Annotated in this window: 18 protein-coding genes; 9 read left to right on the forward strand and 9 right to left on the reverse strand. The window is 70.7% G+C overall.

The genetic code is table 11. From position 1 onward, the window contains the following. Positions 1-96: 96 nt before the first annotated feature. Entirely contained in the window at positions 97-2,316 is a 2,220-nt protein-coding gene (locus tag Q664_RS18845) for a hypothetical protein (protein WP_052518342.1), read from the reverse strand. Between the two features lie 234 nt (positions 2,317-2,550). Here Q664_RS18845 and Q664_RS62195 point away from each other — a divergent pair, with 234 nt between their 5' ends. Both Q664_RS62195 and Q664_RS18855 read left to right on the forward strand, forming a co-directional pair. Then, positions 2,551-4,833: a sensor histidine kinase gene (locus tag Q664_RS62195; protein ID WP_043397218.1), complete on the forward strand. Its 2,283-nt coding sequence runs from the start codon at positions 2,551-2,553 to the stop codon at positions 4,831-4,833. A 57-nt stretch (positions 4,834-4,890) separates the two neighbouring features. Next, on the forward strand, positions 4,891-5,640 hold the full coding sequence (locus tag Q664_RS18855) for a hypothetical protein (protein ID WP_043397220.1): 750 nt from the start codon (positions 4,891-4,893) through the stop codon (positions 5,638-5,640). A 9-nt stretch (positions 5,641-5,649) separates the two neighbouring features. Here the strand turns inward: Q664_RS18855 and Q664_RS18860 are convergent, their stop codons facing one another. Continuing rightward, entirely contained in the window at positions 5,650-6,564 is a 915-nt protein-coding gene (locus Q664_RS18860; RefSeq protein ID WP_043397223.1) for an MBL fold metallo-hydrolase, read from the reverse strand. 151 nt (positions 6,565-6,715) lie between these two features. On the opposite strand from Q664_RS18860, the gene Q664_RS18865 reads away from it, so the two are divergent. From Q664_RS18865 to Q664_RS18880, 4 genes are read left to right on the forward strand one after another with little or no spacing between them, the layout of a single operon-like run. Next, positions 6,716-7,105 (forward strand): site-2 protease family protein, encoded by a 390-nt coding sequence (locus Q664_RS18865; protein ID WP_052518343.1) that lies wholly within the window; start codon positions 6,716-6,718, stop codon positions 7,103-7,105. Between the two features lie 33 nt (positions 7,106-7,138). Next, positions 7,139-7,672 (forward strand): hypothetical protein, encoded by a 534-nt coding sequence (locus Q664_RS18870; protein ID WP_043397225.1) that lies wholly within the window; start codon positions 7,139-7,141, stop codon positions 7,670-7,672. After that, on the forward strand, positions 7,669-8,679 hold the full coding sequence (locus tag Q664_RS52325) for a M28 family peptidase (protein WP_160174444.1): 1,011 nt from the start codon (positions 7,669-7,671) through the stop codon (positions 8,677-8,679). Before Q664_RS18870 ends, Q664_RS52325 begins: the two co-directional genes overlap by 4 nt. Continuing rightward, positions 8,676-9,206, forward strand: a complete 531-nt coding sequence (locus Q664_RS18880; protein WP_043397230.1) for a hypothetical protein — start codon at positions 8,676-8,678, stop codon at positions 9,204-9,206. The genes Q664_RS52325 and Q664_RS18880 overlap by 4 nt, the downstream gene beginning before the upstream one ends. A gap of 6 nt (positions 9,207-9,212) precedes the next feature. Here the strand turns inward: Q664_RS18880 and Q664_RS56420 are convergent, their stop codons facing one another. The 5 genes from Q664_RS56420 to Q664_RS18905 all read right to left on the reverse strand — a co-directional run bounded on the left by Q664_RS56420 (position 9,213) and on the right by Q664_RS18905 (position 12,885). Further along, entirely contained in the window at positions 9,213-9,728 is a 516-nt protein-coding gene (locus Q664_RS56420; protein WP_084610094.1) for a suppressor of fused domain protein, read from the reverse strand. Between the two features lie 69 nt (positions 9,729-9,797). Next, the gene (locus tag Q664_RS18890; protein WP_043397236.1) at positions 9,798-10,064 is read right to left on the reverse strand and encodes a hypothetical protein; all 267 of its coding nucleotides are present in this window, start codon (positions 10,062-10,064) and stop codon (positions 9,798-9,800) included. Positions 10,065-10,100: 36 nt separating this feature from the next. Beyond that, positions 10,101-10,997: a TIGR02266 family protein gene (locus Q664_RS18895; RefSeq protein WP_043397238.1), complete on the reverse strand. Its 897-nt coding sequence runs from the start codon at positions 10,995-10,997 to the stop codon at positions 10,101-10,103. A gap of 50 nt (positions 10,998-11,047) precedes the next feature. Next, the gene (locus tag Q664_RS18900; RefSeq protein WP_043397240.1) at positions 11,048-11,782 is read right to left on the reverse strand and encodes a hypothetical protein; all 735 of its coding nucleotides are present in this window, start codon (positions 11,780-11,782) and stop codon (positions 11,048-11,050) included. Further along, the gene (locus tag Q664_RS18905; RefSeq protein WP_084610096.1) at positions 11,779-12,885 is read right to left on the reverse strand and encodes a tryptophan dimethylallyltransferase family protein; all 1,107 of its coding nucleotides are present in this window, start codon (positions 12,883-12,885) and stop codon (positions 11,779-11,781) included. Before Q664_RS18905 ends, Q664_RS18900 begins: the two co-directional genes overlap by 4 nt. 393 nt (positions 12,886-13,278) lie before the next feature. On the opposite strand from Q664_RS18905, the gene Q664_RS18910 reads away from it, so the two are divergent. Beyond that, positions 13,279-13,665 (forward strand): hypothetical protein, encoded by a 387-nt coding sequence (locus Q664_RS18910; RefSeq protein ID WP_152622196.1) that lies wholly within the window; start codon positions 13,279-13,281, stop codon positions 13,663-13,665. 116 nt (positions 13,666-13,781) lie between these two features. On the opposite strand, the gene Q664_RS18915 is transcribed toward Q664_RS18910, so the two are convergent. Beyond that, on the reverse strand, positions 13,782-15,134 hold the full coding sequence (locus tag Q664_RS18915; protein WP_043397249.1) for an RtcB family protein: 1,353 nt from the start codon (positions 15,132-15,134) through the stop codon (positions 13,782-13,784). Positions 15,135-15,331: 197 nt separating this feature from the next. Between Q664_RS18915 and Q664_RS18920 the strand changes: the two genes are divergently transcribed. Both Q664_RS18920 and Q664_RS18925 read left to right on the forward strand, forming a co-directional pair. Next, positions 15,332-15,619 carry a hypothetical protein gene (locus Q664_RS18920; RefSeq protein WP_043397261.1) on the forward strand — a complete coding sequence of 96 codons (288 nt, stop codon included), beginning with the start codon at positions 15,332-15,334 and terminating at the stop codon, positions 15,617-15,619. A gap of 51 nt (positions 15,620-15,670) precedes the next feature. Next, positions 15,671-16,939, forward strand: coding sequence for a glycosyltransferase (locus Q664_RS18925; protein ID WP_063934719.1), 1,269 nt, complete (start codon positions 15,671-15,673; stop codon positions 16,937-16,939). Here Q664_RS18925 and Q664_RS18930 read toward each other — a convergent pair. Next, complete coding sequence (locus Q664_RS18930; protein ID WP_043397264.1) at positions 16,905-17,552, reverse strand: tetratricopeptide repeat protein; 648 nt, start codon at positions 17,550-17,552, stop codon at positions 16,905-16,907. The two genes, Q664_RS18925 and Q664_RS18930, sit on opposite strands and share 35 nt — an antisense overlap. Positions 17,553-17,755 lie beyond the last annotated feature (203 nt).

The following is a 17,755-nucleotide window of genomic DNA, read 5'->3' on the forward strand; positions in this document are numbered from 1 at the left end:
CGCGCGCGCGCGCGCGCGCGNGNGGGGGGNTCGTTCCCAGGGTGTCCGGGAGAGGAAGACCCTCACCCCGACCCTCTCCCAGGGGGAGAGGGGATGTCAGCAGTCGGGGTCCGCGTCGTCCGCGCGGCCGTCCGCGTCGTCATCCGCGCCATTGGCGCAGCGGCCTGTCTCTCGGGGCACGTACTCGTTGATGTGCAGCGTGTAGCGGATGGGCGAGGCGGTCTCCGTGTCGCTCATCCCATCCACCACCACCAGCACCCGCTGCCCCTTCTCCAGCACCAGCTTCACCACCGGCGCGCCCGTCTTCCCCGCCGTCCGGCTCGCCGAGCAGCCCAGCTCCACTCCCCGGCACCCCGTCAGCACGTACAGCGCGTTGCCCTGGCCTCCGCCCACCGTGTCGAAGACGAACGTGCCCGCCTTCGGCGCCGTCCACAGGTGCGCCCGGTCATGCTGCAGCAGCGCGCCGCATGTCCCCTGGAAGCCGTCTCCCGCCTGCGCCGTGTCCCCGGCGTACGTCACCGGCAGCGCGCTCCCCAGGTCCGTGTCCGCGCACCCGCGCCCGTCACAGAAGGGCTCGCCCTGGCAGTCCGTGTCCGCGCAGTCCACCCACCGGTCCCCGTCGTTGTCCGCCCCGTCGAAGCAGTGCCCCGCCTCGGTGGCCGCCAGCTCCTGGATGTGCAGCTCGAAGTCTCCCTTGCCGAAGCTCCCCGCGGTGGCGCCGTCCACCACCACCAGCACCCGCTGGCCCGCCTCCAGCGCCGCCGATACCCGCGCCCCTCCGCCGTAGCTGATGCCTCCCGTGGCGCACGCGAGCTCCTCGCCCCAGCAGTCCTCCCGCTTCAGACACAGCAGCGTGTCCATCGCCGAGCGCGCCGTGTCGAAGGTGAAGGTGCCGCTCCTCGGCGCCGTCCACAGCAGGCCCCGGTCCGGTATGCCCCCGCCTCCACACGAGGCCTGGTGGTCAGCGGTGGCCCACCGCGTGCTGCCCTTCAGCTTCACCGGCAGCGCGTTGCCCAGGTCCCGGTCCACGCACACCGGCGGGGGGCGATAGCACACGTTGGACACGCCTCCGACGCCACACGTCTCCCCGGCCGCGCAGGTGCCGCAGTCCAGCATCCCGCCGCACCCGTCCGGCACCGTGCCACAGTCCTTCCCCAGGAAGGCGCACGTGAAGGGCCGGCAGCCAGGCTCGGCGCAGACGTTGGGCACGCCGCCGCCACCGCACACCTTGCCCGCCGCGCAGGTGCCGCAGTCCAGCATCCCGCCGCACCCGTCCGGTACTCCGCCACACTCCTTGCCCAGCTCGGCGCACGTGGCCGGCACACAGCGCGCGCTGCCGCACACGTTGGCCACCCCGCCTCCGCCACACGTCTGTCCCGAGAAGCACTCGCCGCAGTCGAGCAGCCCTCCGCAGCCGTTGGAGAGGGTGCCGCAATTCTTCCCCTGCGCCGCGCACGTGGTGGGAATGCACGAGGCCGGGCCACACACGTTGGGGCCACCGCCTCCTCCGCACGTCTCGTCCTCCGGGCAGGTGCCACACTCCAGCACGCCCCCGCACCCGTCGGGAATGAAGCCGCAGTTCTTCCCCAGTCCCGAGCAGCTCAGGGGCGTACACGCCGGAATGCCGCAGACGTTGGGCACGCCGTCGCCCCCGCACGCCGTGCCGTCCGGGCAGGTGCCGCACTCCAGCACGCCGCCACACCCGTCCGACAACGTGCCGCAGTTCTTCCCGAGCTCCGCGCAGGTGAAGGGCCGGCAGGTGGCCCGGCCACACTGGTTGGGGGCGCCGCCACCGCCGCACGTCTCCCCCTGGGGACAGGTGCCACAGTCGAGCGTTCCCCCGCACCCGTCCTGCACGCCGCCGCAGTTCTTCCCCAGGCTCGCGCAGGTGGCCGGAACGCAGGAGGCCTGGCCGCAGACGTTGGGCACGCCGCCACCGCCGCACGTCTCACCGCCCGCGCAGGTGCCGCATGCGAGCATGCCTCCGCACCCGTCCGGCATGCGGCCGCAGTTCTTCCGCGCGGACGCGCAGGTGGCCGGGGTGCAGGGCGCCGGGCCGCAGACGTTGGGCACGCCACCGCCGCCACACACCTCGTCCTCGGGGCAGGTGCCACAGCGCAGCACGCCGCCGCAGCCGTCGATGGCCGTGCCACACTCCAGGCCCTGCTGCTCGCACGTCAGGGCCTGACACCCGTTGCGCGTGAGGGTGCCGGGGTCCGCATCCGTCGTCTCCGTCCCACCGCACGCCAGCCACCCGCACGCCAGCCCCACCAGGGCCAGGGTCACCCACCCCGGCCCGCTCCCTCGCCCACCCATGCCCCGCCCTCCACCCGGCCTCCGAGTGGCCCTGGGGGCACAACCTGGGGTGGCGCCCCTGGGGACGGAAGGGGCCCCGGGGCGCGAGCCGCCCGGTGTTGAACGCATGAGGCTGTCCCCGGGGACAGGGGAGGTGCCCGGTTTCCGACGCCACGTTGCCCGGAAGCCCTGATTCCCACACATGCGTGTGTGCGCCACTTTGTAGTGGCTGGCCAGCGGGGGTGGGGGAGGAGCTTGAGGCGTCCCTGGACTTTCACGAGGCGCATCGCCGTGGGGTTCTCCGCCTCGCTGGCGGTCGCCCTGGCCATCGCCGCCATCACCGCGCTCGCCCTCGGCTCGGTATTGACTGGCGGCGAGCACGTCTCCGAGCGGGGCCTCCGGCATCGCCTGGCGGTGGAGCAGTTGCGCCGGGCCTTCAGCGACAAGCTCGCCAGCCAACATGCCCATGAGGCCACGGGGGAGCCGTCCCACCAGGAGGAGGCGCGGCAGGCCCGGCTCCAGTTCCAGGCGCTGTTGCGGCTGTTGCGCTCGCAGGAGGAGCACCAGCAGGAGCGGGGTCTGCTGGACGGGCTGGAGCAGGCCGAGCGGGCGCACGAGGAGGCCACCCGGGTGCTGGGGGAGGCGCGGAGCCGGGGCCTCTCGGAGCAGGAGCTGGCGGTGCTGAGCGGCGGGCGGGAAGAGGCCCGCCACCAGGCGTACGAGGCGTTGGACTGGCTGGCCTGGTACACCGAGGCCACCTTCAACGAGCAGGCCATCCGGGCGGACCAGGCGGAGCGTCGCGCCTTCTGGCTCATCATCCTGGTGGCCACGCTGGGGCTGCTGGTGGCCATGGGCCTGGCCTGGGTGCTCACCCGCGCGCTGTGGCCGCTGCACCACGAGGCCCGGGCCAGCGAGGCGCGCTTCCGGCTGCTGGTGGAGGGGGTGAAGGACTATGCCCTCTACATGTTGGATCCAAAGGGCCGGGTGGTGAGCTGGAATCCCGGCGCCGAGCGCATCCATGGCTGGCGGGCCGAGGAAGTCATCGGCCGCACGGGGGACGTCTTCTACACGCCGGAGGCGCGCGCCGCGGGCCAGCCGCGCGGGGACATGGAGCGGGCGGCGCGCGAGGGGCGGCTGGAGTGGGAGGCCCCGGGGTTGCGCAAGGACGGCTCGCGCTTCTGGGCCGAGTCGCTCCTCACCGCGCTGCGGAGCGCGGACGGACGGCTCGAGGGCTTCGCGGTGCTCACGCGCGACAGCTCCGAGCGCAAGCGGCTGGAGCGCGCCCAGCACCTCTTCGTCGAGGCCGAGCGGCTCTTCCTCACCGAGAAGGATCCGGACCAGGCGGTGGCGGAGCTGGCGCGGCTGCTGGTGCCGGAGGTGGCGGATGGGTGCCTGCTCTTCCTGCTCTCTCCCGAGGGCGAGCTGGTGCCGCGTGCCGTCACCCACGTGTCGCCGCAGAAGGAGCGCCTCCTCTGGGAGCTCATCCGTCTGAGCGGGGGGCCGAGACGGGGCCGGCCGCATGGGGCGTGGCAGGTGCTGCTCTCGGGGAGGACGGAGCGCATCCTGGAGATGTCGCGGGAGTTCCTGGAGGAAGCGTCGGCGGAGGATCCGGTGTACCTGGAGCGCATGCGGGAGCTGGAGGGGGCCTCGCTGCTGTTGGTGCCGCTGCGCGCGATGGGGCACTCGGTGGGGGTGTTGATGCTGGTGTCGCACCGGCCGGAGCGGCGCTTCACGGAGACGGACCAGGTCTTCGTCGAGGAGCTGGCGGGCCGGACGGCGCTGTCGCTGGAGAACGCGCGGCTGTTGCGCGAGGCGCAGGCGGCGTTGGAGTTGATTGGCGTGGCGGCGCATGACCTGGGCAATCCGTTGCAGGCGTTGCAGTTGATGCTGGGCAAGCTGCGGCGGCAGCCGCCGTCGGAGCACGAGAAGTTGCGCGAGGTGCTCACCGCGGCGGTGCGGCACACGCAGCGGCTGGGGCGGCTGCTGCACAACCTGTTGGACCTGTCACGGCTGTCCTCGGGGAGGATGGAGCTGGAGGTGGGGGAGGTGGACCTGGCGGAGCTGGCGCGGGAGGCGGTGGAGCGGCACGCCGAGCAGGCGGCGGAGGCGGGCAGCCGGGTGGTGCTGGACGTGGCGCCGGGGGTGGTGGGGCGGTGGGACCGGCTGCGGCTGGAGCGGGTGCTGACGAACCTGCTGTCCAACGCCTTCAAGCACGGCAAGGGCCAGCCCATCGAGCTGCGCGTGGAGCGCACGGACGGCCACGGGCGGCTGAGCGTGAGGGACCATGGGCCGGGGATTCCCGAGGCGCAGCAGCGCACCATCTTCGAGCGCTTCAAGAAGGCGCCGGCCCAGGGGGAGAAGAAGGAGGGCTTCGGGCTGGGCCTCTACATCGTCCGGCAGTTGGTGGAGGCGCACGGGGGCAGCGTCCTCGTGGAGAGCCGGGAGGGCGAGGGCGCAACGTTCACCGTCGAACTTCCGTTGGGGGCGGCGAGCCGGGAAGTGGACGCCAGCGCACAGCCTCCGGGGATGGTGCATTAATCGGATTGAGCGGGGTAAGGGGTTGGTTCACCGTGGGGACGTTCACGAGGTGAGTCCATGGTGAAATTGGCCCTGCTGGGAGAGTCCTATCCGGCGCAGCTGCGGGAGAATCCGCAGGCGCTGCGGGACGTGGAAGTGGTGTGGTCCGGGAACTCGGTGGAGGCCTTCCGGGAGGAGGTTCCGAGGGCGCGGCCGGACGTGCTGGCGTTGGACTTCCTGGAGCTGAACGGGGTGCAGACGGGGGTGGTGCCAGCGCTGCTGGAGGACAGTGGGGCGAGGCACGCCATCGTCACGTACCGCTTCGCGCGGCGCGGGGTGCTGCAACAGTACCCGGCGGGCAAGGTGCGGCTGTTGCAGGGCCCCATCTCGCTGTCGTTGCTGCGCGCGCACGTGCACCTGGCGGTGCTGGACGACATGCTGCAGCCCCAGCCGGTGAAGGCGATGGTGCCCGCGGCGGCTCCGGCGGCTCCCACGGCTTCGGCCTCGACTCCGGCGCTGCAACCAGGCGCGCCAGGCGCGGTGTCCACGGTGACGGTGCCGGCCACGCCGAAGGCTCCGCTCTATTCACCGGAGCAGCTGGGCGTGCTGCTGGAGGTCTCCAGCGCCGTGCAGTGCGAGTGCCCCAACCACCTGTCGCAGATCGTCAGCAGCCTGCAGGCCTTCGAGGAGTACTCGAAGCACTGCGAGAACCGGAACGAGGCGGACCGGCAGGTGCACGCGCTGCTCTACCGGTACACGGCGGCGGCGCGCGCGGTGATGGAGGAGGCGCTCACCGCGCTGGTGAAGCACGAGAACATCAAGCTGTAGCCCCGCGGCTCACACCGTGGGGATGTTCGGCAGCGGCGGCTCGGGGAGCTGCACCTTCGGCTCCTCCACCCCGCGTGCCGGGGCGCGCGACTCCTCTTCCAGACGCTCGAACTCCACCGCGTCGTGAGCGCAGAAGACGCGCACGTCCCGGCCGTGCAGGCGCACCAGCTCGCGCAGCCGCTCCTGGTTGAGCTTCCGCAGCCGTCCGTCCTTCTGCATCAGCTCCTGGTAGGCCAGCAGGCCCGGCGTGCACCGGGGGTGGTGCGGGTCCATCTCCTCGTGGAAGAAGTACGCGTCCCCCGCGTGCAGCAGCCACCCGTCGGACTGCCGCACCGCCACGCCCGTGTGCCCCAGCGTGTGCCCCACCAGCGGCACCATGAGGAGCTCCGGCGGCAGGCCCGCCAGCTCACGCACGCACTCGAAGCCGAACCAGCGCTCGCCCCCGAAGGGCATGGGGTACGTCACCCAGTGCGGCTGCGTGCTCCACTGCCTCGGCCGGAAGCGCCGGCGATCCAGCCACGTCGCCTGCGCCACCGCCGCCTCCGCCTCGGCCGCCATCACGTGCACCCGCGCCGCCGGGAAGTCGTCCAGCCCTCCCGCATGGTCGAAGTCCAGGTGCGTCAGCACGATGTGCCGCACGTCCCCGGCGTCGAAGCCCAGGCGCTCGATTTGACGGATCGCCGTCATCTCCTCGTTGAAGCTCGGGCGGTTGAGCGTGAGGAAGAAGGGGCTCAGCCGGGGCCGCGGGTTGCGCACGTCCTCCAGCCCGAAGCCCGTGTCCACCAGCACCAGCCCCTGCTCCGTCTCCACCAGCAGGGTGTGGCACACCAGTGCCGCCGGGGTGCCCTTGGGCCTCCGGCGCCCATCCATCAGGCGTCCGCCCGGTGGGCACATGGTGATGCAATTCAGATGGTGGACGCGCATTCCCTGGCTCCCCCTTCGGCGTGGTTCGCCGCAAAGGTGGGGTGTGTCCTGGAGGCGGACCACCGGCCCCAGGGGCGCGCTTGCTCGTACGGCCGTCACGGAGGAATGACCCTCACTCCCGCCCTCTCCCAGAGGGAGAGGGCGGGAGTGCATGGCCGCCTGCTCTCCGCACGGGCGTGTTCACTCCAACCTCGTCCTGGCCGCCTCGAGCGCGCTCGTCTTCGGCCTCACGTGGCGTCTGGCTCCGGGCTACCTCCCCGCCAACCCCGGGCTCGAGTACTTCCTGAAGATCATGATGGTGGCCAACGTGGGCCTGGCCCTCTTCAACCTGCTGCCCGTGCCTCCGCTCGATGGCAGCCGGGTCGTCGAGGGGCTCCTTCCCCAGAAGCTCCTCGGCTCCTGGCAGCGGGTGCTCGCGCTCGGGCCGCTGTTGCTGATCGCCGTCGTCTTCTTCGGCGCCCGGCTCATCTCCGGGCCCACGCACTACGTCATCGGGCTGCTGGAGCGGTTCATCCTCGGCGTGGCGCTCATCGGGACGTAGCCTCTCCGGGGCGCGCGCGGTAGGGTCCCGCGCATGCGTCCCTGGTTGCTCCTCTCCGCCGCGCTCATCCCGGGTGTCGCGGCGGCCGGACACGATGTGTCCCTCGGCGTCACCGCCGTCACCCTCACCAACGGCGGTGTCTACAACGTCACCACTCCCCGGTTCGGCCTCGAAGCCGCCTATGCGTACGAGCTCGACAACTGGCGCTTCGGCGGCGGGTTGCGCTGGGCTCCCTCGGGCCAGGGCAACCTCCCGGTCGAGGTGTATGCCCGCGCCCTGCTCACCACGCGGTTGGGCCGGTGGCGGCCCGCCGTGGGCCCCGAGCTGGGGGTGAGCGGCCTGCCCATCATCCTCCCTCCCGAGGGTGGCTTCCCCGATGACCTCTCGCGCAAGCAGGCCATGCAGCTCGGGCCCGCGTACGTGGCCGTGCATGCCGCGCCCCTGCGCTTCGACTTCAGCCGCTTCACCGTGAGCGCCCTGGAGGTGCAGTGGGGCACCACGCTCAACCAGCCCGGCGCCACGCTGCGGCTGCAAGTCGGTCTCGTGCACCTGGGGGTGACGCTGTGAGGACCCTGTCCGCGTTGCTGCTGCTCGCCGTGAGCTCCTGTGCCTCGCGGCCCTCCATCGAGGACACCGATGTCTCGCGCGCCGGAGACTTCTCCGCGGGCGTGCTGAAGTCCAACCTGGTGTCGGACGTGGCGGCGCTCGTCGAGGCCCATGACAGCGACACGCCGCTCGACTGCGCCCTCTTCGACACCTCGGTGATCGACACCAATCGCCGGCCGGTGTGCCACGTCACCCGCGAGAAGGCCCGCCAGCTCGTGCGGGAGCGTTTCGAGGCCCTCGGCTACACCGTCAGCACGCACGAGACGGAGGATGAGCGCTTCCCCACCATCAACGTCATCGCCGAGATTCCGGGGGTCGAGCACCCGGACGAGGTGGTGGTGGTGGGTGCGCACTACGACGCGTACTACTCGGGCGCGGATGACAACAGCTCGGGGGTGTCGGCCATGCTGGAGATGGCGCGGCTGGCCGCGGGCAAGCGCTTCGCGCGCACGGTGCGCTTCGTGGGGTTCGATCTGGAGGAGCTGGGGCTGGTGGGCAGTACGCGGTATGTGCAGAACCGCCCGGGAGAGGAGATCGTCGCGTCGATCATCTTCGACTGCATCGGCTACCGGGATGCGACCCCCGGAGCGCAGCAGGGCCTGCCCGGGCTGCCCCTGCCCGCCACGGGAGACTTCCTGGCCGGAGTGGCCAACGAGCAGTCCCGTCCCCGGCTGGAGGAGCTGTATGCGCTCTCCTCGCGGCTGGGCTACGAGGGCTTCATGAAGGGCGTGGTGGCGCCGAAGGACGGCTCCGGGCCGGCCTCGGGCAACCTGATGCGCAGCGACCACGCGCCCTTCTGGATGGCGGGGCAGAGCGCGCTCTTCCTCACCGACACCGCCAACTTCCGCAATCCGAACTACCACAAGGCGAGCGACGTGCCGTCCACGCTCGACTACGACTTCCTTTCCGATGTCACCCGGCTGTCCGCCGCCGGTCTCTCCTTCTGGGCCGAGGGTCCCCTTCCATGAGCATCTCCGCGCTTGTCATGCTGTCCGCCCTGGCCACCTCTCCCGCCGCCCCCGAGGTGTCCGAGTCCCCGCGTCATCAGTTCTCGCTGTATGGACGCTCGGGGGCGAGCATCTACCTGTCGTCGGCGCGCACCCACGGTGGCGTGGGTGGTGGCTTCGGTGTGCGGGACACGGTGGATGGGCGGTGGTTGTTGCAGGCGGACGTGAATGCGCTGACGGGCCTGGGCTCGGCGTTCGCGGTGCGGGTGGGGGCGGGCGTGCAGCGCCAGGGGTGGTGGGCTCCGGCCGTGCTGCTGAACCTGTCGGGCCTGTTCGGAGACAGGCTGGACTTCCTGACGCCCGAGCACCCCGTGCCCGTGGCGGGGCCCTCGTTGGGGCTGGGGCTGACGGTGGCGCCCGCGCGCTTCACGTTGGGGAAGGCGCAGGTGTCTGTGTTGGAGCTGGGCGTGGGCGTGGGCACGGACAATCCCGGGCTCGGCCTGCTGTATGGGCTCACCCTGCTCGAGGTGGGCGTGGCGCTGTGGTGAGTCTGTCTAGTTGAACAGCCCGAAGAAGCCTCCTCTTCGGAGGACGCTTTCCTTCGGGCCCCGGCCCCAACCGAACGGCTTTCCCCGCTTCGTCAGCTTCATCTTCTCGAGAAGCGAGGGCGTTCCGTTCTCGATGGCATGCTGGAGCTCATCCTCGGTGACGGGCACGACGTGAAGCAACGCGGCCTCGAGGGTGAGTGCTTCCATGGGTGGCGCCAGCACGAAGCGCTCGTGGATGAGCCCGAGGTTCTCCAGCGTCAAGGTGTCGTGGACCTTGTATGGAGCGTCGTCCTCCTCGCCCGCGAGAATCGTCGTCGCCAGCGCGATGAGCACATCGGCGATGCGCTGATTCTCGGAGGGTGAATAGGCAATCAGCTCGAGCTGGGGCTGCGGACCACCGGGGAGCTGGGACCAGAGGCTCAGTCCCGCCGTGACGTAGTGTAGTAGGGGCGCTCTCGCGTCGGGCGGTGTTCGAGCACCAGGAACCCGGGACGGTTCTCGGGCGGCGTCGCGGGCCAGTATTCCTGGATGTCTTCACCCAGCGCCGAGCGGTAATGCTCCACGATGCGAGCGCGCGCATCGGATTCTTCGTCACGCTGCTCTTCCGTGAGCGTTCCTTCCGCGAAGCGCGGACAGGAGGAGGCGGACCTTCTTCCCGTCCAGCTCGCCGAAGCCGGGCCGCTGGAGCTCGAAGAACACGGTGACTTCGGTCGACATGTCGATCGACGTCAGCTCGCTCTTCTCCCCGTCGGGAGTGTGGTCGTGGATCCACCGCAGGGTCGTCAGCTTGCCGGCCCAGGCGGGGCCGTAGAAGACCACCCGGAAGTTCACTTCACCCGTGCTCTCGTCCTTGAACATGAGGCGTGCCGCATAGCACGGGGAGGGGTGGCGGGCTCAGTCCGGGAAGAACAGCGGCTCGCGCGTGGCCACGAAGTCCGAGATGACCGACGTCACCTCGGGCGGCAGATAGGAGAACTTCACGCCCAGCCCCGGCATCAGCTCGGGCGTCTTGTCGTTCACCTCGCGCGTCCAGTGCACCACGCCCGTCACCGTCATGGACCGCGTCCCCGGCAGCAGCACGTCCAGGTCCACCGTCGTCCCGCGCGGCACGGACTGCACCGTCGCCAGGAAGATGCCGCCCTCGCTGATGTTCGTGTTGAAGCCCGTGAAGAAGTTCGAGTCGCTGCGCTGGTCGATCGCCGCCACCATCCTCGGCCGCGACCGCGCCCCCTGGGGGTGGGGGTCCAACTGCGTCGTGTTCCCCCGCGCCTTCGCCGGGCGCGCCGCCGGCCGCATCGGAGGGGCCTCGCGCTCCCGCTGCGCCCGCGCCGCCGCCTCGCGCTCCCGCTGTGCCCGTGCCTCCGCCTCCGCCGAGCGCTTCAGCCCCGCTTCCGCCTCGGCCAGCTCCTGCTGCGCCCGGGTGTTGAGCTGCTGCAGCGATTTCAGCGTCCGCTGGGAGTCCTCCACCGACCGGCGCCGGGCCTCCAGGGCCTCGTTGCGTGACGCCAGGGCCTGCTCCCGCGACTCCTCGGTGATGCCGGTGTGCACCGACGCAGATTCCAGCCGCGAGCCCGCCGCGCGCACGTGCTCGTCCCCGGGGCGCTCGGCCGTCAGCCGCTCCACCTGCTGTCTCAGCTCCAGCAGCCGGCGCGAGAGGTTCTCGGCTTCCGCCGCGGCCCGCGTCAGTTGCTCTCCGAGCCGCGCCTCCTGGCTGGCCAGCTCGGACTCGGCGCGCGCGAGCTCGGTCTCACGCGAGGGCGGATGGGTGGGGGAGGGGGACGGCGCGTTCATCTCGGCCGTCCATCCTAGCGCTCCTCCCGGGGGGCCGACGAGCCCTCCTCTCATCCGGAACGTGCGGCCCCTCTCGTACCCGGAGCGTGGGCCCCCTCCAGGCCGCGCCGGGCGTAGGCCAGCAGCTCGTCGCCCATCGCGTGGAACAGGGCGAAGGTGCGATCGACCAGGCCGCGCGCCCGCTCCACCTGCTCCGGTGTCAGCTCCAGCCCGGCGAGTGTCTCCTCGACGTTCCCGCTCCCCGTCAGGTGTCCCGTCTCAAGCCGCTCGTGTGCCTCTCCGAAGTAGAACAGCCGCTTGCCCGTCCGCGCCTCGAGCTCGCGGGCCGCCTGGGTGAAGCGGCTGGAGCCCACGCTCCCGGCGGCCTCGATGCACTCCACGATGACCAGCCGCATCACCGGGCGCTCCGCCGAGACGAGGGCCACCAGCCCGTAGATGAGCTGGCGTGCCTTCTTGTTGTGCTCTCCCCACAGGTGCTCGATGGCGCCGGTGAGCTCCAGGGGGGCATCGAGCTCCAGCGTGCGCAGGTCCCTCAGGAACATGCCCCAGTGGTGGTCATCCTCCCGGGTATGGGTGTTGATGAGCTTCTGGAGCGGATCCTCCGAGGACTCGTCGCGCAGGACGTACTTGTTGAGGTCCGCGAACCCCATGACGAACGGCGCCATGCACGGGGCGAAGCCGAAGCGCAGCCGGGGCTCGACGCGCGTGTCCCCGAGGAAGGAGAGGAAGGGGGACTTCGCCAGCTCCGCCTGCTGCTGCTCGATGTACCGCAGGACCCGTTTCATGGGTGCGCTCCGCTGTAGGCCTCGGTGGCCAGGTAGAAGGTGGCTCGCCGCCCGCCGCCCTGCCGCCGCAGGGAGACCCACTGGATGAGCCCCACGCCGTCTTCCAGCGGCCGGCGGGCGAGCGCCGTCACCGCTCGCTCCAGCAGGCCGCGCGACGCCGTGTCCAGCAGGGGGCGGATGCGCCGCAGCGCGTCGGCGTCGTGGGCCGCGTGGCAGCGGATGGGGAAGTGCAGCGTGATGCTGGAGGGCCTCCCGGGCTCCTCGGAGGTGAAGGACAGACAGGTGAGCGTGGACCGGGCCGCGGTGAAGGGGCCCTGGGTGCCCTGCAAGTGCTGGCAGAAGTCGCGCGCCTCGCCCGGGACGTACTCGCGGCCGAGTGCCATGACGTCCTCGAGCTCCTCCGCCAGGGCCTCCGGGTGGGCGAGGTAGACCTTGATACGGGCGGCGCGATGCGAGGAGAGGTCCAACGAGAAGTAGACGGGGGTGTCCCCGCTTCCCTGGCGCATGGCCCGGGTGGACAGGACGTGCCACGCCTCGGCGCAGCCGAGCCGCTCGAGGGCCTCCCGCACCAGGGCCCGTGCGCCCTCGGGGCCCCGGGCGAGCGGGTTGAGGTACACCTTGAACGTGGGGGCTCCGCCCGGCACGACACAGACGGCATGCCACAGCCCGAAGCGGGCCCGGGCATCCACCGGCTCGAACAGGGCCCTCACCCGCTCGAAGCGCTCCAGGGACACGCCGAGCTCGCGCCGCAGCCGCTCGTTGAGCGCCAGGCCCGCCTCCCAGTTGGAGCGCAGGGTGGTGGGCTGGCCCTGGGCCTCCAGCAGGAAGCGCACCTCGGGCTGGCCCTCCTCCATGGCCAGGGACAGCTCGAAGGGCGTGTGGTCATCGGTGATGTCCGAGCGCCAGGCCGGTTTTTCTCCCAGGGGCCCGTGCCCCCAGGAGTCACTCATGAGCTCGAAGGTGCGCCGCGCCGTCCCGGTATCTCCCGCGCCGAAACCCACCGCCTGGCACAGCGCGTCGAGCCGCTCGCTCCCGAAAGACTGGAGGGATTTCCAGGGGATGGCTGCTCGCACCGCAGGGGCCCGCTCGTTCCATACCCGCATGAGGATGTCCGATCTCTCGCAACGGAGGGACAGCTCTGTCCACTGTAGCAAGAAATGCGGGTTTCTGTGGTTTGTCGGGCCTTCTGCCGGTCTTTCAGTGAACGGTGGGTCCGGTTTCGCGCAACCGCGTGTCTCGTGGGACCTTCGGACTGCAATTTTCGATGAGCGATTGAAAAAGAGACAAGAAAAACAGGGGAACCCTACTTCCGGTTCTCGTGGCCGTGTCTGCTTTGCGGCATGCGCGGGATGGGGGCAATCCCTTACTCACATTTCGAGCGCCAGGGATATGGCTTTTCTCGTGAATCCTTTATCATGCGTTTGAATGGCGAGACGACGGGGGGCGTCTCATGGATACGCAAGACGTGGGCAGTTCACTCCACCCAGGGAGGAAAAATGGACGCTCGACAGATGACGGCGGGGATGATGAGGCTGACCAACGAGGCCCAGGCGGTGCGAGCGGGCCGGATGCGTGGTGAGCGCCGCCGCAGGGTCCGTCAGGCCCACCAGCGTCTGGACTCCTCCCATGCGAGCATCGCCGAGCGCAATGCCGCGCTCGCCGCCGCATGTGGTGCGTGCACCTGTTTCGGAGAGCCGCACTGTCTCGTCTGCGGCGGAGAGGGCAAGCCCGGCTGGCAGCGGCCGGATGAGAGCCTGTTCCGCCAGTACGTGGCCCCCGTCCTCGCGCGGCTCGGCGTCCACCTGGAGGACGAGGCGCCCCACCACGACTCCCTGCGCGCCCTGTCCTGGGCCGATGCCTCCGCCCAGGGCGCCAGCTTGTAACGCGGAGACGGATTCAACCCGGGAGCCGTGGCACCCTCACCCTGTCCCTCTCCCGGTGGGAGAGGGGTTGGGGGCTCGGATGGGGCGTCCGTGACACGGTGCCGGGCGGTGTTGCTTCAGTCCGCTCCCTTGATGCAGGCGATGGGCTTGAGGCGCTTGTCCACCTTCGCCAGCCCCGCCATCTCCACCGTGTCCAACACGTCGTCCAGGTTCTTGTAGCAGGGCCCGGACTCGTCCAGCGGCGTCGTGCGCGTGTTCAGCAGGATGCCCGCCTCCGCCATGCGCCGGTCCGTCTCGGATTGGTTCAGCACCCGCCGCGCCTCGCCTCGCGACATCCTCCGCCCCGAGCCGTGGTTCACCGAGTAGATGGACCGCTCCGCTCCCTCCTCCGCGAAGAGGATGGCGCTGCCCGTCTCCATCGAGCCCGGAATGAGGATGGGGTGCCCCGTCTTCTCCCACTGCGTCTTGCGCAGCGCCGGGTGCCCGCCCGGGAACGCCCGCGTCGCGCCCTTGCGCGCCACGAACTTCCCCGCCTCCTTCTGGATGAGGTTGTGCGAGATCTCGTAATAGATGTCCGCCGTCCCGCCGAACACCTCCTCGAGCGCCGCGCACACCGCCTCGCCGATGATGAGCCGGTTGGCCACCGCGAAGTTGGCCGCCATGTTGTGCAGGTTCCAGTACTCCCGCCCCAGCCGGCTCTCCGCGTCCAGCCAGATGAAGTCCTCGCTGCGCTTGCTCAGCCCCAGCGCCGCCGCGCCCTCCACGAAGTAGTGCTTCGCGATGTTCCACCCGAAGCCCCGGCTCCCCGTGTGCAACATCACCCACACGCGGCCGTCCTCGTCCACCTGCATCTCCGTGAAGTGGTTGCCTCCACCAAGGCTCCCCAATTGGTCCCGCTTGTCGTAGGCCCGCTCGGGGATGTCCACCCGGTCATCCTCCACCGGGATGAAGTCGCGCTCCGTGGTGGACGCGGTGCGGCCCAGCGCCTTGGCCCCGTGGCGCACCACCTCGGCGAACGTGCGCGCGCTGACGCTCCGCTGCTTCTGCACCCGCGACGCCCCCACGCCCACGGCGATGCGCTTCGTCACCTCGTCGATCCACTGGCGCCGCTTCGCCTTGTCGGCCACGTCCTCGGCCGTCAGCGTCGTCTTGAGCTGCACCATGCCGCAGCCGATGTCGTAGCCCGCGGCCGTGGGCAGCAGGATGCCGTCCGTCTCCACCACCGTGCCGATGGGCACCCCGTAGCCCAGGTGACAGTCCGGCGTCACCGCCACCCGCGTCACACCCGGGAAGGACGCCGCGTTCACCACCTGATCGAACACCCCCTCCTCCAACCCCGGCAGCTCGGGGCCCTCGCCCCACAGCAGCTTGTCCGAGAGGAACAGGTGCGCGTCCACCCGCATCGTCTTCGTCCTGGGCAGGACGAAGTGGCCCTCGGCGACCTTCTCCAACCTTTGTGTCCAGCTCATGGCCTTTTCCCCCTGGATGGGTTCAACCGCTGGCAGCGACGGAAGCGTCCTCTGGAAGCTGACGAACAGAGCGGGCGGCCGGGCTTGCGACCGGTCAACGGCTGGCGGCTCGCGGGTGTCATCCACAGTGTGCCCGCAGTTGCCCCTTCACTGAAGAATTCCCATTCCTATTCCCAGAGCTTCAAGGGGGTAGGGAGATGGGGATTCTCGGTGCGTTGTTGGTGGCGGTGACGGTGAACGCGGGGCCGGTGGAGGTGAAGACGGCGCCGGTGTTCAACCCGGCGGTGTGCAGCAAGAAGCGCGTGGACGCGTGTGGGTGCCACCATGTCTATGGCGTGCGCCACTGCCACCCCAAGCGCAAGAGCGACCACTGCGAGTCCATGGTCCAGGCCTCCGAGCCTTCCGAGCCCACCTGGGAGGAGCTCCTCTCCCACGAGCCGGAGCCCGCCACCGAGCAGGAGACGGCGGACTCGGCCACCCTGTAACCAGGGCCCTTCATTCAGTCTCCCGGGTGGGGCGGGTTAGAGTCCCGCTCCATGCGTGTCCTCGTCGTCGCTTGCGGCACCCGAGGTGACTTCCAACCCATGCTGGCGCTCGCCATGGCGCTGCGGAGCGCCGGGCACGAGGTGCTGCTGGGTGCCACGCCCACCTTCGCCTCCGAGGCCGAGGCCCTCGGGGTCCCCTTCGCGCCCGTGGGCGTGGACTTCCAGCAGTTGCTCGCGGAACACCGCGCCCAGCTGGACCACGACAACCCGCTGAGCGCCATCCGCTTGATGAATCGCGTCCTGCCGGAGGCGATTCGCGCCGAGTGGCGCTCCCTCCTCCCCCTGCTCCCAGGGTGGCAGCTCGTCGTCGCCGGAGGCGCGGCGCTCACGGCCCGCAGCGCCGTCGAGTCCGCCCGCCTTCCGTTCCGCTACGTCGCCTACACGCCCCAACTCCTGCCCTCGGCCTGGCACCCGCCCTTCATGATTCCCCTCACCCGCTCGCCCCGCTGGTTCAACCGGCTCGGCTGGTGGGGGATGGGGGCTGTCTATGATCGGCTCCTGCTGCCGGTCCTCAACGAGCTGCGCCGCGAGCGGGGACTCCCCGCCCTCACGGACATCCTCCACCAGGTCTTCCCCACCGAGCCCGGCCTCGTCCTGCTGGCCGCGGATCCAGAGGTGGCCCCCGCGCCGCCAGACATCTCCGTGCACCAGGTGGGCGCCTTCCACCTCGCGGATCCCCGGCCCCTGCCCGCCGAGGTCGAGCGCTTCCTCGCCGGGGGCGAGCCCCCTGTCTACATCGGCTTCGGCAGCATGCCGGACGCCGCCCCGGAGCGGACCTCTCGGGTGTTGGCCGAGGCCACCCGGCGCGCCGGCTGCCGTGTCCTGTTGTCCTCGGGCTGGGCTGGCCTGGGCGCGGAGAGTCTGGGTTCACACCTCCAGGTGGTGGGGCCGCTCTCGCACGGAGCGCTCTTTCCCCGGCTGGCCGGAGTCGTCCACCACGGCGGCGCGGGCACCACCGCCGCGTCCACCCGTGCCGGTGTCCCCCAGCTCGTCGTTCCCCACATGTTGGACCAGTTCATGAACGCGCACTACGTGCGCACCGCGGGCATCGGCCTGTCGCTGTCCCGCAACCGTCTCGGGGTGGAGCGGCTGGCACGTGCCCTCGTCCGGCTCCGTGAGGATTCCGCCCTGCGCACGCGCGCCGCCCACGTCGGCGAGCAGGTGCGTGCGAGGAATTCGCTGGCCGCGGCCGTGGCCCTGCTCGAGCGGGCCTCTGCGGAGGGGCTCACTCCTCGGCCGTCACCGTCACTTCGAGCGTGAACTCTCGCGACATCACCCGCTCGAGGTCATCCACCTCGTAGGCCGTCAGCGGCGTGCGCGAGGAGATGACCACCCAGCGCGTCCCCGGCGCCGCCCTCATGGCGAGGGTATTGCCCGACAGCCTGCGCACCTCGGCCGGAGAGGGCAGGGGCTCGGCGGGCGCGGCCGGTGCGGGTGGCAGGGCCAGACGGCCCGGGACGTTCGCCTGCCGCGTGTGCAGCTCCACCATGTCCCGCTTGTGCTCGGGGATGCGCGAGGGCGGCGGTACCGGGGGCGGCACGTGCACCGCCTGGCGTGGCGCGTTCGCGGTGCACAGCCGCTCCAGCGCCCGGGCCACCTCGTTGTCCCTCGGGTTCAGCTCCAGCGCCACCTTCAACGCCGCCCGTGCCCTCGCCTCGCACCCCAACTGCAACAACAGTTCCGCCGCCGTCCGGTACGAGCTGATCGCCTTCTGCGTGTCTCCCGCCCGCCTCCACGCCTCGGCGTGGCGCACGTACAGGTGCGGATCCCTCGGGTCCAGCTCCAGCAACTTCCCGTAGGTGCGCGCGCAATCGGCGAACTTCCGCCGCGAGTACAGCTCCAGCGCCTGCTCCTTCAGCTCCCGCACACCCATCACCCACCCCCACCACCGCCCCGAGTCCCAAGCCCGACACCGATCTGCTTCCCGGGTACAAGCATGGGCCGTGCCGGGAGGGCACGGTGCTCCACACGGAGGGAATTCCAACGCCTCCGGGTTCGATCCGACTTCCCAGTCCCTGTAAGAAAGGAGGAGAGCCCCGTTCCACCCTGTAAATCCCGGCCGGTTCCTTCAGCGCT

It is taken from the genome of Archangium violaceum Cb vi76 (genome assembly GCF_000733295.1).
Classification (GTDB): Bacteria; Myxococcota; Myxococcia; order Myxococcales; family Myxococcaceae; genus Archangium; species Archangium violaceum.

What these genes read in the sequence shown, in the direction of transcription:
- Q664_RS18845 (WP_052518342.1), bottom strand. Translation starts at nt 2,316, where the DNA reads ATGGGTGGGCGAGGGAGCGGGCCGGGGTGGGTGACCCTGGCCCTGGTG.
- Q664_RS18855 (WP_043397220.1), top strand. Translation starts at nt 4,891, where the DNA reads ATGGTGAAATTGGCCCTGCTGGGAGAGTCCTATCCGGCGCAGCTGCGG.
- Q664_RS18860 (WP_043397223.1), bottom strand. Translation starts at nt 6,564, where the DNA reads ATGCGCGTCCACCATCTGAATTGCATCACCATGTGCCCACCGGGCGGA.
- Q664_RS18865 (WP_052518343.1), top strand. Translation starts at nt 6,716, where the DNA reads ATGGCCGCCTGCTCTCCGCACGGGCGTGTTCACTCCAACCTCGTCCTG.
- Q664_RS18870 (WP_043397225.1), top strand. Translation starts at nt 7,139, where the DNA reads ATGCGTCCCTGGTTGCTCCTCTCCGCCGCGCTCATCCCGGGTGTCGCG.
- Q664_RS18880 (WP_043397230.1), top strand. Translation starts at nt 8,676, where the DNA reads ATGAGCATCTCCGCGCTTGTCATGCTGTCCGCCCTGGCCACCTCTCCC.
- Q664_RS18890 (WP_043397236.1), bottom strand. Translation starts at nt 10,064, where the DNA reads ATGTTCAAGGACGAGAGCACGGGTGAAGTGAACTTCCGGGTGGTCTTC.
- Q664_RS18895 (WP_043397238.1), bottom strand. Translation starts at nt 10,997, where the DNA reads ATGAACGCGCCGTCCCCCTCCCCCACCCATCCGCCCTCGCGTGAGACC.
- Q664_RS18900 (WP_043397240.1), bottom strand. Translation starts at nt 11,782, where the DNA reads ATGAAACGGGTCCTGCGGTACATCGAGCAGCAGCAGGCGGAGCTGGCG.
- Q664_RS18905 (WP_084610096.1), bottom strand. Translation starts at nt 12,885, where the DNA reads ATGCGGGTATGGAACGAGCGGGCCCCTGCGGTGCGAGCAGCCATCCCC.
- Q664_RS18910 (WP_152622196.1), top strand. Translation starts at nt 13,279, where the DNA reads ATGGACGCTCGACAGATGACGGCGGGGATGATGAGGCTGACCAACGAG.
- Q664_RS18915 (WP_043397249.1), bottom strand. Translation starts at nt 15,134, where the DNA reads ATGAGCTGGACACAAAGGTTGGAGAAGGTCGCCGAGGGCCACTTCGTC.
- Q664_RS18920 (WP_043397261.1), top strand. Translation starts at nt 15,332, where the DNA reads ATGGGGATTCTCGGTGCGTTGTTGGTGGCGGTGACGGTGAACGCGGGG.
- Q664_RS18925 (WP_063934719.1), top strand. Translation starts at nt 15,671, where the DNA reads ATGCGTGTCCTCGTCGTCGCTTGCGGCACCCGAGGTGACTTCCAACCC.
- Q664_RS18930 (WP_043397264.1), bottom strand. Translation starts at nt 17,552, where the DNA reads ATGGGTGTGCGGGAGCTGAAGGAGCAGGCGCTGGAGCTGTACTCGCGG.